The following is a 14019-nucleotide window of genomic DNA, read 5'->3' as shown; positions in this document are numbered from 1 at the left end:
TACTGGAACCCCCGGCCCTTGTGGGGCCGCGAGCGGTGACGAGCGTAGGGCGTCGGTGGCGTTCGGGTAGCTGCCATTTTCCATAGCTGTCAGTTCTGACAACGGGGCGCGTGACTGCGCGGGTGGCGTCGTTGCGCGACGGTAATGGCGAGGGCGGTGAGCGGAACCGGTTCGCGGCACGCGACGCGGCAACGCGTGTCGCTCACACGCACGACTCCTTCGTTGCAGCGTCGGAATGTGCGCGGGCGTGGAAGGGCGTGCCGCGCGGATGCATGACGTTTGCGTGTCAATGGCGGCACGCCGTATCGCACTATGTGGTCATTGGAAGCAACCCGTCAGGAACGGCTTCGTGCAGGCACAAGAACGGGGCAGGCCGACTCCAGACGTTTCCCGAACTGTGGAACAGCACGTCGAGCAGTCTTGCAGGCTGCTTTCGGATCACGCGTCACCATCGCTGATTAGAAGAAATGCTCGAATCCGGTCTTGGCTAGAGCCAGTGCGACGCACGCACCCGTGGCGCGAGATCGAACGACGTCGTTCGCGAAATCCCGCCTTGACGTGCGGCGATCAGCAGATATTATCCAATTCATAACTACAGAGTTATGGATTTTGCCCGGCATGCAGACCGCTCACGACACGCTTTTCCGGACACTCGCCGATCCCACGCGCCGCGCACTCTTCGAGCGGCTGTGCGCGGAGGGCGAACTGACGGTTGCCGCGCTGACCGCCCACGCGGGCGTGTCGCAGCCGGCCGTGTCGAAGCACCTTGGCGTACTGAAGCAGGCCGGGCTCGTGAACGACCGTCACGAAGGCCGGCAGACGCACTACAGCGCGCAGCCGCAGGCGCTGGCCCCGTTGATCGACTGGACGAGCCAGATGGCAGGCTTCTGGCAGAGCCGGTTCGATGCCCTCGAAGATCTGCTCAAAAGGATGGATCAGTAATGAACCAAGCCACTACCGAAACGCGCTCCGTCGTCGTCGACCGGGAGCTGCCGCATCCGCCGGAGAAGATCTGGCGCGCGCTCACGCAACCGCACCTGATCGAGGCGTGGCTGATGAAGAGCGACTTCGAGCCCGTCGCGGGCCGTGCGTTCAGCTTCCGTGCGGATTGGGGCTCGGTCGACTGTACGGTCCTCGCGATCGAGCCGCACCGCACGCTGTCCTATACGTGGGCAGCCCACGGCCTCGAAAGCGTCGTGACGTGGACGCTCACGCCGACGCCGGCCGGCACGCACCTGCGCATGGAACAGGTCGGCTTCCGCGCCGATCAGGAGCAGGCGTACCGCGGCGCGCAGTATGGCTGGGTCCGGTTCTTCGAATCGCTCGAACAGGTGCTGTCGCGCCCCGACGCGCAAACGGAGGCCCGCGCATGAGCTCAACGAACCTCACGCCGTCCGAGCGCATCGATGCGCTGATCGCCGGCATCGTCGACTGGCGCGGCAAGACGTTCGCCGAGCTCCGCCAGACGATTCTCGCGGCGGACGAAAGCATCGTCGAGGAATGGAAGTGGATGGGCAGCCCCGTGTGGTCGTGCGACGGGATGATCGCGGTCGCGAACGCGCACAAGGGCAAGGTGAAGCTGACCTTCATGCACGGCGCGAAATTGCCCGATCCCGACCAGCTGTTCAATGACGGCCTCGAAGGCAATGCGCGGCGCGCGATCGATTTCTTCGAAGGCGACAAGCTCGACAAGCGGGCGTTGAAAAACCTCGTGCGCGCGGCGATCGAATACAACCGCACGCATCTGAAGAAGAACGCGCGATCGGGTTCCTCCGCGGGCGCGAAGGTGCGAAGCAGCAAGGCGGCGTGACGCGCGAGCCGGCCGCCGGCCGGTGACATTCCGTGAAAGCGGGGCGCCGCCGTGCGGTCGACGCTACGCCGCGGGCCCACCGAGCGACAGACGAAAAAAAGCCCGACACGAGGTCGGGCATCCAAATCGGCCGCAACCGCCCGCGAGGCGGCTGCGGCACCTGCAAAAGCAGGGCGCTTACGCTGCGAGCAGCGAGCGCAGCACGAACGGCAGGATCCCGCCGTGCTTGTAGTAGTCGACTTCGATCGGCGTATCGATGCGCAGCAGCACCGGCACGCGCTGCGTTTCGCCGTTCTTGCGATGGATCACGAGCGTGACGTCCTGCTGCGGCTTGAAGTCGTCGCCGAGGCCTTCGATGTCGTACGTTTCTTCACCGGTGATGCCGAGCGACTGGACGCTGTCCGCGCCCTTGAACTGCAGCGGCAGCACGCCCATGCCGACCAGGTTCGAGCGGTGGATGCGCTCGAAGCTGCGTGCGATCACGGCCTTCACGCCGAGCAGTTGCGTGCCCTTCGCGGCCCAGTCGCGCGACGAGCCCGTGCCGTACTCTTCGCCCGCGAACACGACGGTCGGCGTGCCGGCGGCAACGTACTGCATCGCTGCGTCGTAGATCGACTGCTGTTCGCCGCTCGGCTGGTGGATCGTCAGGCCGCCTTCGACGCGCGTGCCGTCCGCCTTCGGCGGGATCATCAGGTTCTTGACCCGGACGTTCGCGAACGTGCCGCGCATCATCACGTCGTGGTTGCCGCGGCGCGAGCCGTAGCTGTTGAAGTCGGCCTTCTGCACGCCGTTTTCCTTCAGCCACTTGCCTGCCGGCGAATCTTCCTTGATCGAGCCTGCCGGGCTGATGTGGTCGGTCGTGACCGAGTCGCCGAAGATGCCCAGTGCGCGCGCACCCTTGACCGTCGGAATCGATGCAGCCGGCTCCATCGAGAAGTCGTTGCCGAAGAACGGCGGCTCGGCGATGTACGTCGACTTCGGCCAGTCGTAGACCTCGCCCGATTCGCCCTCGATCTTGCTCCAGAGGTCGCCCTTCTTGGTCAGCTTCGAGTAGTTGTCCTCGAACTTCTTCGGATCGAGCGCGAACTTGAGCAGCGCGTGGATTTCGTCGCTCGTCGGCCAGATGTCGCCGAGGTAGATGTCGCGGCCGCCCTTGCCCTTGCCGACCGGCTCGGTCATCAGGTCGCGCGTGATGTTGCCGGCAATCGCGTACGCGACGACCAGCGGCGGCGACGCGAGGAAGTTCGCGCGGATGTTCGGGTGGATACGCGCTTCGAAGTTACGGTTGCCGGACAGCACGGCCGCCGCGACGATGTCGTTCTTCGTGATCGCTTCGTTCAGTTCCGGCGTCAGGTCGCCCGCGTTGCCGATACAGGTCGTGCAGCCGTAGGCCGCGACTTCGAAGCCGAGCTTCGACAGGTAGGGCAGCAGGCCCGTCTTCGTCAGGTACTCGGTGACGATGCGCGATCCCGGCGCGAGCGAGGTCTTGATCTTCGGATCGACCGTGAGGCCGGCCTCGACCGCCTTCTTCGCGAGCAGGCCGGCGGCCAGCAGCACGCTCGGGTTCGACGTGTTCGTGCACGACGTGATCGCGGCGATCAGCACGTCGCCGTTCTTCACGTCGACGCCGTTGCTCGTCGTGTATTGCGTGTTCAGGTCGTCCGCCTTCTTCGCGAAGCCGTTTTCCGCGACCGGCTTCGAGAACAGGTCGGTGAACGTCGACTTGACGTGGCCGATCTCGATGCGGTCCTGCGGGCGCTTCGGGCCGGCCAGCGACGGCGCGACCGTCGCGAGGTCGAGCGTCACCGTCTTCGTGTAGTCGATGTCGCCGGCCTTCGGGATGCCGAACAGGTTCTGCGCCTTGAAGTAGTTTTCGAACGCGGCGATTTCGGCCTTCGTGCGGCCCGTGCCTTCGAAGTAGTCGATCGTCTTTTCGTCGACCGGGAAGAAGCCCATCGTCGCGCCGTATTCCGGCGCCATGTTGCCGATCGTCGCGCGGTCCGGCAGCGACAGCGAGCGCGTGCCTTCGCCGAAGAATTCGACGAACTTGCCGACGACCTTCTCCTTGCGCAGCATTTCGGTGATCGTCAGTACCAGGTCGGTGGCCGTCACGCCTTCGCGCAGCTTGCCCTTCAGCTCGACGCCGACGACGTCCGGCGTCAGGAAGTACACCGGCTGGCCGAGCATGCCGGCTTCCGCCTCGATGCCGCCCACGCCCCAGCCGACTACGCCGATGCCGTTGATCATCGTCGTGTGGCTGTCCGTGCCGACCAGGGTGTCCGGGTAGTACACGGTGTCGGCGCCGTCGGTCTTCTTGTGGACGCCGCGCGCAAGGTATTCGAGGTTCACCTGGTGGACGATGCCCACGCCCGGCGGCACGACCTTGAACGTGTCGAACGCCTGCATGCCCCACTTCATGAACTGGTAGCGCTCGTTGTTGCGCTGGAATTCCAGCTTCATGTTCAGGTCGAGCGCGTCCTTCTGGCGGAAGTAGTCGATCTGGACCGAGTGATCGACGACGAGATCGACCGGGACCAGCGGTTCGATCTTCTTCGGGTTCTTGCCCGTACGCTCGGCGACGCCGCGCATGGCCGCGATGTCGGCGAGCAGCGGCACGCCCGTGAAATCCTGCAGCACGACGCGCGACACGACGAACGGAATCTCGTCGACGCGCTTCGCGGTCGGCTTCCAGTTCGCGAGCTGCTCGATGTGCTCTTCGGTGATCTTCTTGCCGTCGTAGTTGCGCAGCACGGACTCGAGCACGATGCGGATCGACACCGGCAGGCGTTCGATCTTCGTCTTCAGTTCCTTGCCGAGCTGCGGCAGCGAGTAGAACTTGCCTTTGCCGGAACCGCTGTCGAATTCCTTGAGGGTCTTGTGGAGATTGTGGGCCATGGTGATTTTCCTGGGTTTAAGGCTAGGAAACTACGTGTCCTGTAAATGACGGCTATATCACGTACAAGTCGACGTACTCATCGACCGGCATCGCTTCGAGCTTTGCCTGGTCCAGCGACACGTCGAGAATCGCTTGTTGCTGCTTGGCCGGAAAGCGGCGGGCGAGGTTGGTCCTGAACTTCTCGACTAGGAGCGGAACGCCTTCGGCGCGGCGCCGCCGATGGCCGAGCGGATACTCGACCGCCACTTCGGCAAGCTTCGATCCGTCCGTGAACGCGATCGTCAGCGCATTCGCGATCGATCGCTTGTCCGGATCGTGGTAATCCTTCGTGAACTGCGGATCCTCGACGCACACGGTTTTCGCGCGCAGCGCGTCGATGCGCGGGTCCGCCGCGGCCGCGTCTTCATAGTCGGCCGCGGTCAGCCGGCCGAACAGCAGCGGCACGGCGACCATGTACTGGATGCAGTGGTCGCGGTCGGCCGGATTGGCGAGCGGGCCCTGCTTGTCGATGATGCGGATCGCGGCCGCGTGCGTGCGGATCGTGATCCGGCTGATGTCGTCGGTCGTGCGACCCGCCGCGGCGAGCTGCGCGTGCAGCTGCAGCGCGGCCTCGGCGGCCGTCTGCGCGTGGAATTCGGCGGGAAACGCGATCTTGAACAGCACGTTTTCCATCACGTACGTGCCGTATGGGCGCTGGAAGCGGAACGGCTTGCCGTCGAACAGCACGTCGTAGAAGCCCCAGGTTTTGGCGGTGAGCGCCGACGGATAGCCCATTTCACCCGTTTTCGCGATCAGCGCGAGGCGCACCGCGCGGGACGTGGCATCGCCGGCCGCCCACGATTTGCGCGAACCGGTGTTCGGCGCATGGCGGTAGGTCCGCAGCGCGTGGCCGTCGACGAATGCGTTGGAAACCGCGTTGATCAACTCGTCGCGCGTGAGCCCGAGCAGGCGGCCGACGACGGCCGTCGATGCGACCTTCACGAGCAGCACGTGGTCGAGTCCGACCGCGTTGAACGAATTCTCGAGCGCGAGGCAGCCCTGGATCTCGTGGGCCTGGATCATCGCGACCAGCACGTCGCGCATCGCGAGCGGCTTCCGGCCGGCCGCGCGGGCCGTGCGGGAGAGCCAGTCGGCCGTCGCCAGGATTCCGCCGAGATTGTCGGACGGATGACCCCATTCGGCGGCGAGCCAGGTGTCGTTGAAGTCCAGCCAGCGGATCATCGCGCCGATGCCGAACGCGGCCTGGACGGGATCCAGCTGGAAGGACGTGCCCGGCACCTTCGCGCCGTTCGGCACGATCGTGCCGGGCACGACGGGGCCGAGCAGCTTGGTGCAGGCAGGGTAGGACAGCGCCTCGAGTCCGCATCCGAGCGTGTCGATCAGGCAATGACGCGCCGTCTCCAGCGCGAGCGCGCTGTCGATGCCGGTGTTCAGCACGTAGTCGACGATGTCGACGAGTACCGAATCCGGCGCGGTGCGGACGTTGGAGACCGGGGCGGACATCGAGGGGCCGGGGGGACGCTTAGTTCGCGGCCGGCTTCAGCTCGTTCGACTGCGTCGGCGCCGCGTTGCCCTGTGCCATTTCCGGCGTCACGCATTCATCCGCGAGACGCTCGCCGCCGTTCGCGTCGGAGAACAGCATTGCCTTGGTCGGGATCACGACCAGCTTGAAGCCGGCTGCCGGATCGTAGAACGTGTCGGCGCCCGTCGTCGTGGCCTGACGCGGCAGCTTGTAGTTCTTCTTCGCCCAGTGAACCGTGACGACCTGGTCGCGCTTCATGTCGCCGGCGAGGTCGAACGACAGACCTTCCTTACAGGACCACTTGACCGCGCCGTCCGGTACCGGATCGACCTTGGCGGCTGCGCGTGCCTGCGCCTTCTTGCTGCGCGGGATGATGCGCTTGGCCGGCGCCGGGCGCTTGGCCGTGGCCTTCTTCGCGGTCGTGGTGGCCGTACCCTGGGCAAACGCGCTCGGAGCCGACACCAGCATCGTGGCGGACAAGGCGCCGATGGCGGTAGCGATCAGGAGTTTCTTCATGGAGTCAGAACCTTTCGATAATCAGTTGACAAGGGCCGGCAATCGAAACTGCCGGCCGGTTTGAAACTGCACGCGCCCCGAAAGCGCGCAGCGGCCGCTATTTTCACCTATTTGGCCGCGCATATATCAGGTTTTCGGGCTCCGTTACGTTTTTTGTCGTTTCGCAAACCTCTGTCCGGCTTGCGTCCCGGCGAATGCATGAAACGCGTGTATCGGCCGGCGGCGCGCCCTCAAGGCGCGGCGCCCGCGGCGGCCGGGCCGAACAGCGGCGCGGCCTCGTCCGGTACGGGCTGGCCGGTGGCCCGCGCACGGCGCAGCACCGACCAGTAATAACGGTAACTCGCGCGATCGTGCAGCGTATCACCGTGGCGCGTCGGGCCCCAGTCGGCGGCCTGCGCGGCGAGCAGGATTTCGGCGGCCAGCGTGACTTCGTCGGTGCGCGGCGCGAAGGCGTCGACGATCGGGCGGATCTGCGCGGGATGGATGCTCCACATCCGCGTGAAGGCGAATTCGTCGCGCGCGCGGCGCGCATCGCCGGCGACGACGCTCATGTCGCGCACCTCGGTCGTCACGTTGTGCGACGGCGTCTTGCCGTGCGCGTGACAGGCCGCGGCGATTTCCAGCTTCGCGCGGCGCACGAGCGGGTGGTCGAACTGGCCGGGCGAGCGCATCGCGGAATCGGGGATCGCGCCGTGGTGCGCGGAGACGAAATCCATCAGCCCGAAGCTCAGCGTGCCGACCGTCGGCAGCGCGGCGAGAGCGGCCGCCTGCGCGAGCGCGCCGTGCGTCTCGATCAGCACGTCGACCGGGATCGGCTGCGCGATGCCGAGCTCGCGGCGCGTGCCTTCGATGAACGCAGTCATTTCGGCCGCGTCGGCGGCGTTCGCGATCTTCGGCAGCGTGATGTAGGCGGGTGCGCGCGACGCACGCAGCACGATGCGCACGTCGTCGCGCCAGTGCGGGTGGGAAAAGTCGTGGATACGGACGCCGACGCGGCCGAAGCGGTTCTCGGCGCTGCCGAGCAGATCGGCGACGAGCGCCGCGTGCGCGGCTTCCTGGCCGACGGCCGCGCCGTCCTCGCAGTCGAGCGTGAGGTCGAACACCGGGCCCAGCTCGGCCTGCAGCGCGAGCGACTTGCGCATCAGCTTCTCGCTGCCCGCGTAGTGATCGCAGCAGGGCAGGATCGCGGGCGGGGACGCCCCGTCGTACAGCACTTGTGCAGGAGTGAGCGCGGCCATCTCGTCTACGTCAGGGGAGCGGGTCAACGTGGAGAAAAATCGGATTCGGGCAGGTTCTGGGCCGGTGCGCGGCGGGCGCGGGGCGGCAAAACGTGCGCGGATCGGATCGGGCGGCACGGGCCGGCGGCGTGCCGGCCCGTGCCGCAGCCGGGCGCCCCGAAGGCCGCCCGGCACGATGCGTGATGCTTAGTTCTTCAGCAGGTGGGCGACGCCATCGCGCTCTTCGAGCAGCTCGGCCAGCGTGCCGTCCATCTTCTCGCGCGAGAACGCGTCGATTTCCAGGCCTTCGACGCGCTTGTATTCGCCGTTTTCGCAGGTGACCGGCACGCCGTAGATGATGTCTTCGGGAATGCCGTACGAGCCGTCCGACGGGATGCCCATCGTGACCCACTTGCCGTTCGTACCGAGCACCCAGTCACGGACGTGGTCGATCGCCGCGTTGGCTGCCGACGCCGCCGACGACAGGCCGCGCGCTTCGATGATCGCCGCGCCGCGCTTGCCGACGGTCGGGATGAACGTGTCGCGGTTCCATACGTCGTCGTTGATCAGCTTCAGCAGCGATTCGCCTTCGGCGGTCGCGAAGCGGAAATCCGGGTACATCGTCGGCGAGTGGTTGCCCCACACGGCGAGCTTCTCGATCGACGCGACCGGCTTGCCCGACTTCGCGGCGAGCTGCGACAGCGCGCGGTTGTGGTCGAGGCGCAGCATCGCCGTGAAGTTCTTCTTCGGCAGATCCGGCGCCGACTTCATCGCGATGTACGCGTTCGTGTTCGCCGGGTTGCCGACGACCAGCACCTTCACGTCGCGGCTCGCGACTTCGTTCAGCGCAGCGCCCTGAACCGTGAAGATTTCGGCGTTCGCCGACAGCAGGTCCTTGCGCTCCATGCCCTTCGAGCGCGGACGTGCGCCGACCAGCAGCGCGACGTCTGCATCCTTGAATGCAACCTTCGGATCGTCGGTGATCACGACGCCGGCGAGCAGCGGGAACGCGCAGTCGTCGAGTTCCATCACGACGCCCTTGACGGCGCCTTGGGCTTGCGGGAGGTCGAGCAGTTGCAGGATGACCGGCTGGTCCTTGCCGAGCAGGTCGCCGTTCGCGATGCGGAACAGCAGGGAGTAAGCGATTTGACCTGCGGCGCCGGTGACGGCAACGCGCTTTGCGGGCTTAGCCATTGAAAATCTCCAGGACGGGTGAAGCGTTGGACGCGAGCGAAAACGCCATTCTATGCGCGTTGTGCGTAGCGTTGCATTGAAGCAGGGCGGAGGACTCGCGATGGCAGACGCGGTGAACCTGGAGACGGCCGTGGCACGTAGCCGGGGACGCGCTGTTGCACCCGCGAACCCTTGCTCGACCGGGAGTGTAGGAGCCGTCAGGCGCAAAGTCAAACGGTATCATATGTCTTATATAAGACAGATGTTTTGCGGAAATTGAGTGGACGAAAAAGTGCGGTTTGTGATGAAATGCGCGCCATGACATCGAACCAGGCGAACACCGCGAATCAGACCGGCGCAGGCGGCCCAGGGCAGCCGGGCGCGGGCGATCCCGCAGCCTCGCCCGCGGCCTCCGCGTCGCCGACGTTCAGCCCGTTATACCAGCAGATCAAGTCATTGATCACGCAAAGTCTCGAATCCGGCGAATGGAAGCCGGGCGAGATCATCCCCAGCGAAGTGGAGCTCGCGGCCCGTTACAAAGTCAGCCAGGGCACCGTGCGCAAGGCGATCGACGAACTGGCCGCCGAAAACCTCGTGGTCCGGCGGCAGGGCAAGGGCACTTTTGTTGCAACGCACAACGAAGATCGCGCGCAATTCCGCTTTCTGCGTCTGCTGGCCGACGACGGTGCCGAGCACCCGCACGTGAGCCGCCTGCTCGAATGCCGGCGCCTGCGTGCGCCGGCGGAGATCGCGCGGCAACTCGACCTGAAGCCCGCCGATCCCGTCGTGCAGGTGCGCCGCCTGCTGGAATTCGACAGCGAAGTGACGGTGCTCGACGAGATCTGGCTGCCGGGTGCGATGTTCCGCGGGCTCACGTTCGAGCGGCTGAGCGAGTACAAGGGGCCGCTCTACGCGATGTTCGAGACGGAGTTCGGTACGCGGATGATCCGCGCGACGGAGAAGATTCGCGCGGTGGCGGCGGACCCGGCGGTGGCCGACCTGCTGCACGTGCCGGCGGGGTTCCCGTTGCTGTCGGTCGAGCGCGTGTCCTATACGTACGGGGACCGGCCGGTGGAAGTGCGTCGCGGCTGGTATGTCACAACCGGGTACTACTATCAGAATGACTTGAGCTGACGACGTTCGGCTCAGCTGCGTGCATTCGCGTTTCCCACGCTCGCGAAGCACGTTTCGGGCCGCCTTTGTTCTTGTTCGCGCAATTATCCAGAGCAGACTTTCGCTGCAGCGCGATATAAAAAGGCGCTAAAATCGCGGATTAGTGTGACAACATAGTAGGGGTCTAGCATGACTGACGCAGTAAGAAAGCCGAGGCCGGAATACCGGAACATCGGAATCGGCGACATCACGTTGAAATATCGCATGCCGCTGGCCGCGATATTGTCGATTCTCCATCGTATCAGCGGCGCGCTGCTGTTCCTGTTCCTGCCGTTCCTGCTGTTCCTCTTCGACCAGAGCCTCACCTCCGAGCTCAGCTTCGAAGTCTTCAAGGCTTTCCTCTCCAACATCGTCGTCAAGCTGATCGTCCTCGCGTTGTCGTGGGCCTTCTTCCACCATTTCTGCGCCGGCATTCGCCACCTGCTGATGGACGTCAACCACGACGCCGTCACGAAGGAAGGCGGCAAGCGGACGGCAGTCGTCGTCTTTGTCGTCTCGATCGCGCTGACGATCGCCATGGCACTCAAACTGTTCGGAGCATTCTAAGAAAATGGCAGCCAACAACCGAATCGGCTCGAAGCGCCTCGTCGTCGGCGCACACTACGGCCTGCGCGACTGGCTCGCGCAGCGCGTCACCGCCACGATCATGGCGGTCTACACGGTCATTCTGCTCGTCCTGTTCTTCGGCGCGCACGATTTCTCGTACGAAGGCTGGGCATCGATCTTCGCCGCGCAATGGATGAAGCTCGCGACCTTCGTGATGCTGCTTTCCCTCTTCTACCACGCATGGGTCGGCGTGCGCGACATCTGGATGGACTACGTGAAGCCCGTCGGTGTGCGCCTGCTGCTGCAATCGCTGACCATCGTCTGGCTGCTCGCATGTGCGGGCTACGCCGCGCAGATTCTCTGGAGAGTGTAAAGAATGGCTGCAATCAAAACTTCCCTCCCGCGCCGCAAGTTTGACGTCGTAATCGTCGGCGCAGGCGGCTCCGGCTTGCGCGCAGCGCTGCAACTGTCGCGCGCGGGCCTGTCGGTCGGCGTGCTGTCGAAGGTGTTCCCGACGCGTTCGCACACGGTGGCCGCGCAGGGCGGTATCGGCGCGTCGCTCGGCAACATGAGCGAAGACAACTGGCACTACCACTTCTACGACACGATCAAGGGCTCCGACTGGCTCGGCGACCAGGACGCGATCGAGTTCATGTGCCGTGAAGCGCCGAACGTCGTGTACGAACTCGAGCACTTCGGCATGCCGTTCGACCGCAACGCGGACGGCACGATCTACCAGCGCCCGTTCGGCGGCCATACCGCGAACTACGGCGAGAAGCCGGTCCAGCGCGCTTGCGCGGCCGCCGACCGTACCGGTCACGCGCTGCTGCACACGCTGTACCAGCAGAACGTCGAAGCGAAGACGCAGTTCTTCGTCGAATGGATGGCGCTCGACCTGATCCGCGACGCGGACGGCGACGTACTCGGCGTGACGGCCCTCGAGATGGAGACGGGCGACGTCTACATCATGGAAGGCAAGACCACGCTGTTCGCGACGGGCGGCGCAGGCCGGATCTTCGCGGCATCGACCAACGCGTTCATCAACACCGGCGACGGCCTTGGCATGGCGGCGCGCTCGGGCATCGCGCTGCAGGACATGGAGTTCTGGCAGTTCCACCCGACCGGCGTGGCCGGCGCGGGTGTGCTGATCACCGAAGGCGTGCGCGGCGAAGGCGGTATCCTGCGCAACGCGAACGGCGAGCGCTTCATGGAGCGCTACGCGCCGACGCTGAAGGATCTGGCGCCGCGTGACTTCGTGTCGCGTTCGATGGACCAGGAAATCAAGGAAGGTCGCGGCGTCGGTCCGAACAAGGATCACGTGCTGCTCGACCTGTCGCACATCGGCGCCGAGACGATCATGAAGCGTCTGCCGTCGATCCGCGAAATCGCGCTGAAGTTCGCGAACGTCGACGCGATCAAGGAACCGATCCCGGTCGTCCCGACGATCCACTACCAGATGGGCGGCATCCCGACCAACATCCACGGTCAGGTCGTCGGCACGTCGCGCGATCACAAGGAACCGGTCAACGGCTTCTACGCAGTGGGCGAATGCTCGTGCGTGTCGGTGCACGGCGCGAACCGTCTGGGCACGAACTCGCTGCTGGACCTCGTGGTGTTCGGCCGTGCGGCCGGCAACCACATCGTCGAGCACGTGAAGAACCAGAAGGAACACAAGCCGCTGCCGGCTGACGCAGGCGAATTCTCGCTGGCGCGCCTGGCGAAGCTCGAGAAGTCGAGCTCGGGCGAGTACACGCAGGACGTCGCGAACGACATCCGCGCGACGATGCAGAAGCATGCAGGCGTGTTCCGCACGTCGGCGCTGCTGAAGGAAGGCGTCGATCAGATGGCCGACCTGAAGGCGCGCGTGGAAAACATCCACCTGAAGGACAAGTCGAAGGTGTTCAACACCGCGCGCGTCGAAGCGCTCGAGCTGGAGAACCTGATCGAAGTGGCTCGCGCCACGATGGTGTCGGCCGAAGCGCGCAAGGAAAGCCGCGGTGCACACGCACACAGCGACTACGAACACCGCGACGACGACAACTGGCTGCGCCACACGCTGTGGTACAGCGAAGGCGATCGCCTCGACTACAAGCCGGTTCAAATGAAGCCGCTGACGGTCGAATCCGTGCCGCCGAAGCCGCGCACGTTCTAAGCCGAGTCAAAGGGAATCCGAAATGGCAAAACGCATTTTTGAAGTCTACCGCTACGATCCGGACAAGGACGCAGCGCCGCGCATGCAGACGTACGAGCTCGAGATCCAGCATGAACGCATGCTGCTCGACGCGCTGGTCAAGCTGAAGGCACTGGACGAGACGCTGTCGTTCCGCCGTTCGTGCCGTGAAGGCGTGTGCGGTTCGGACGCGATGAACATCAACGGCAAGAACGGTCTCGCGTGCCTGACGAACCTGAACGACCTGCCGCAGAAGATCGTGCTGCGTCCGCTGCCGGGCCTGCCGGTCGTGCGCGACCTGATCGTCGACATGACGCACTTCTTCAACCAGTACCACTCGATCAAGCCGTACCTGATCAACGACGCGCCGCCGCCGGAGAAGGAACGCCTCCAGTCGCCGGAAGAGCGCGACGAGCTCGACGGCGTGTACGAGTGCATTCTGTGCGCGAGCTGCTCGACGTCGTGCCCGAGCTTCTGGTGGAACCCGGACAAGTTCGTCGGCCCGGCCGGCCTGCTGCAGGCTTACCGCTTCATCGCGGACAGCCGCGACACCGCCACCGGCGAGCGTCTCGACAACCTGGAAGACCCGTACCGTCTGTTCCGTTGCCACACGATCATGAACTGCGTCGACGTTTGCCCGAAGGGCCTGAACCCGACGAAGGCGATCGGCAAGATCAAGGAACTGATGGTTCGTCGCGCGGTATAAAGATTGATGAGCGACGATTCGCATCAATCCGACCCGCACCGCCGCGCGCGCCTTCGCTGGCGTGCGCGGCGGGGTCTGCTGGAGAACGACATCGTTTTCGAACGGTTCTTCGGCAGATACGAGCATGACCTCACCGATGCAGACGTAGGCGCGTTGTCGCGCCTGCTCGATCTGAGCGACAACGACCTGATGGACTTGCTCCTCGCGCGCAAGGAACCAGAGGGCGACCTAGACAGCCCGGACATTCACCGGCTGTTGGAGATGCTGCGCAACGTGTAACGCCAAGGTGT

14 protein-coding genes are annotated in these 14019 nt (G+C 65.0%); 9 read left to right on the top strand and 5 right to left on the bottom strand.

Going from position 1 to position 14019, the window contains the following annotated elements; genetic code table 11:
• The first annotated feature begins 618 nt into the window (after nucleotides 1-618).
• From BLS50_RS21075 to BLS50_RS21065, 3 genes are read left to right on the top strand one after another with little or no spacing between them, the layout of a single operon-like run.
• Nucleotides 619-942 (top strand): ArsR/SmtB family transcription factor, encoded by a 324-nt coding sequence (locus tag BLS50_RS21075; protein ID WP_011548112.1) that lies wholly within the window; start codon nucleotides 619-621, stop codon nucleotides 940-942.
• Nucleotides 942-1373 (top strand): SRPBCC family protein, encoded by a 432-nt coding sequence (locus tag BLS50_RS21070; protein WP_074803876.1) that lies wholly within the window; start codon nucleotides 942-944, stop codon nucleotides 1371-1373. Before BLS50_RS21075 ends, BLS50_RS21070 begins: the two co-directional genes overlap by 1 nt.
• On the top strand, nucleotides 1370-1810 hold the full coding sequence (locus tag BLS50_RS21065) for a DUF1801 domain-containing protein (protein ID WP_074803874.1): 441 nt from the start codon (nucleotides 1370-1372) through the stop codon (nucleotides 1808-1810). Before BLS50_RS21070 ends, BLS50_RS21065 begins: the two co-directional genes overlap by 4 nt.
• 177 nt (nucleotides 1811-1987) lie before the next feature.
• Here BLS50_RS21065 and acnA read toward each other — a convergent pair whose 3' ends face one another.
• From acnA to BLS50_RS21040, 5 genes are all read right to left on the bottom strand, one after another.
• A complete protein-coding gene (acnA, locus tag BLS50_RS21060) occupies nucleotides 1988-4705 on the bottom strand; it encodes an aconitate hydratase AcnA (RefSeq protein ID WP_074803872.1) in 2718 nt (905 codons plus the stop codon).
• 52 nt (nucleotides 4706-4757) lie between these two features.
• Complete coding sequence (locus tag BLS50_RS21055; RefSeq protein WP_069230883.1) at nucleotides 4758-6209, bottom strand: bifunctional 2-methylcitrate dehydratase/aconitate hydratase; 1452 nt, start codon at nucleotides 6207-6209, stop codon at nucleotides 4758-4760.
• Between the two features lie 19 nt (nucleotides 6210-6228).
• Complete coding sequence (locus BLS50_RS21050; protein WP_027805661.1) at nucleotides 6229-6744, bottom strand: hypothetical protein; 516 nt, start codon at nucleotides 6742-6744, stop codon at nucleotides 6229-6231.
• Nucleotides 6745-6974: 230 nt separating this feature from the next.
• Nucleotides 6975-7982 (bottom strand): HpcH/HpaI aldolase/citrate lyase family protein, encoded by a 1008-nt coding sequence (locus tag BLS50_RS21045; RefSeq protein WP_053525673.1) that lies wholly within the window; start codon nucleotides 7980-7982, stop codon nucleotides 6975-6977.
• Nucleotides 7983-8168: 186 nt separating this feature from the next.
• Nucleotides 8169-9155: a malate dehydrogenase gene (locus tag BLS50_RS21040; protein WP_006479357.1), complete on the bottom strand. Its 987-nt coding sequence runs from the start codon at nucleotides 9153-9155 to the stop codon at nucleotides 8169-8171.
• Nucleotides 9156-9443: 288 nt separating this feature from the next.
• Here BLS50_RS21040 and BLS50_RS21035 point away from each other — a divergent pair, with 288 nt between their 5' ends.
• From BLS50_RS21035 to BLS50_RS21010, 6 genes are all read left to right on the top strand, one after another.
• Nucleotides 9444-10268 (top strand): GntR family transcriptional regulator, encoded by an 825-nt coding sequence (locus BLS50_RS21035; RefSeq protein ID WP_006479356.1) that lies wholly within the window; start codon nucleotides 9444-9446, stop codon nucleotides 10266-10268.
• Nucleotides 10269-10436: 168 nt separating this feature from the next.
• Nucleotides 10437-10853, top strand: coding sequence for a succinate dehydrogenase, cytochrome b556 subunit (gene sdhC / locus BLS50_RS21030; RefSeq protein WP_023474464.1), 417 nt, complete (start codon nucleotides 10437-10439; stop codon nucleotides 10851-10853).
• A gap of 4 nt (nucleotides 10854-10857) precedes the next feature.
• The gene (gene sdhD / locus BLS50_RS21025) at nucleotides 10858-11226 is read left to right on the top strand and encodes a succinate dehydrogenase, hydrophobic membrane anchor protein (protein ID WP_006487767.1); all 369 of its coding nucleotides are present in this window, start codon (nucleotides 10858-10860) and stop codon (nucleotides 11224-11226) included.
• Nucleotides 11227-11229: 3 nt separating this feature from the next.
• Nucleotides 11230-13005 (top strand): succinate dehydrogenase flavoprotein subunit, encoded by a 1776-nt coding sequence (sdhA, locus tag BLS50_RS21020; protein ID WP_027805663.1) that lies wholly within the window; start codon nucleotides 11230-11232, stop codon nucleotides 13003-13005.
• A 22-nt stretch (nucleotides 13006-13027) separates the two neighbouring features.
• Nucleotides 13028-13729, top strand: coding sequence for a succinate dehydrogenase iron-sulfur subunit (locus BLS50_RS21015; protein WP_006479352.1), 702 nt, complete (start codon nucleotides 13028-13030; stop codon nucleotides 13727-13729).
• Between the two features lie 6 nt (nucleotides 13730-13735).
• A complete protein-coding gene (locus tag BLS50_RS21010; RefSeq protein WP_011548107.1) occupies nucleotides 13736-14008 on the top strand; it encodes an FAD assembly factor SdhE in 273 nt (90 codons plus the stop codon).
• Nucleotides 14009-14019 lie beyond the last annotated feature (11 nt).

The sequence above is a fragment of the Burkholderia orbicola genome (assembly GCF_900100915.1).
GTDB lineage: Bacteria > Pseudomonadota > Gammaproteobacteria > Burkholderiales > Burkholderiaceae > Burkholderia > Burkholderia orbicola.
This window is presented reverse-complemented; position numbering and strand designations above follow the sequence as displayed.

Excerpts from the sequence above, each read along its gene's own strand:
- BLS50_RS21050 (WP_027805661.1), bottom strand. The coding sequence starts at position 6,744 with ATGAAGAAACTCCTGATCGCTACCGCCATCGGCGCCTTGTCCGCCACG.
- BLS50_RS21070 (WP_074803876.1), top strand. The coding sequence starts at position 942 with ATGAACCAAGCCACTACCGAAACGCGCTCCGTCGTCGTCGACCGGGAG.
- sdhC (WP_023474464.1), top strand. The coding sequence starts at position 10,437 with ATGACTGACGCAGTAAGAAAGCCGAGGCCGGAATACCGGAACATCGGA.
- acnA (WP_074803872.1), bottom strand. The coding sequence starts at position 4,705 with ATGGCCCACAATCTCCACAAGACCCTCAAGGAATTCGACAGCGGTTCC.
- sdhD (WP_006487767.1), top strand. The coding sequence starts at position 10,858 with ATGGCAGCCAACAACCGAATCGGCTCGAAGCGCCTCGTCGTCGGCGCA.
- BLS50_RS21015 (WP_006479352.1), top strand. The coding sequence starts at position 13,028 with ATGGCAAAACGCATTTTTGAAGTCTACCGCTACGATCCGGACAAGGAC.
- BLS50_RS21010 (WP_011548107.1), top strand. The coding sequence starts at position 13,736 with ATGAGCGACGATTCGCATCAATCCGACCCGCACCGCCGCGCGCGCCTT.
- BLS50_RS21075 (WP_011548112.1), top strand. The coding sequence starts at position 619 with ATGCAGACCGCTCACGACACGCTTTTCCGGACACTCGCCGATCCCACG.
- BLS50_RS21065 (WP_074803874.1), top strand. The coding sequence starts at position 1,370 with ATGAGCTCAACGAACCTCACGCCGTCCGAGCGCATCGATGCGCTGATC.
- BLS50_RS21035 (WP_006479356.1), top strand. The coding sequence starts at position 9,444 with ATGCGCGCCATGACATCGAACCAGGCGAACACCGCGAATCAGACCGGC.
- BLS50_RS21045 (WP_053525673.1), bottom strand. The coding sequence starts at position 7,982 with ATGGCCGCGCTCACTCCTGCACAAGTGCTGTACGACGGGGCGTCCCCG.
- BLS50_RS21055 (WP_069230883.1), bottom strand. The coding sequence starts at position 6,209 with ATGTCCGCCCCGGTCTCCAACGTCCGCACCGCGCCGGATTCGGTACTC.
- BLS50_RS21040 (WP_006479357.1), bottom strand. The coding sequence starts at position 9,155 with ATGGCTAAGCCCGCAAAGCGCGTTGCCGTCACCGGCGCCGCAGGTCAA.
- sdhA (WP_027805663.1), top strand. The coding sequence starts at position 11,230 with ATGGCTGCAATCAAAACTTCCCTCCCGCGCCGCAAGTTTGACGTCGTA.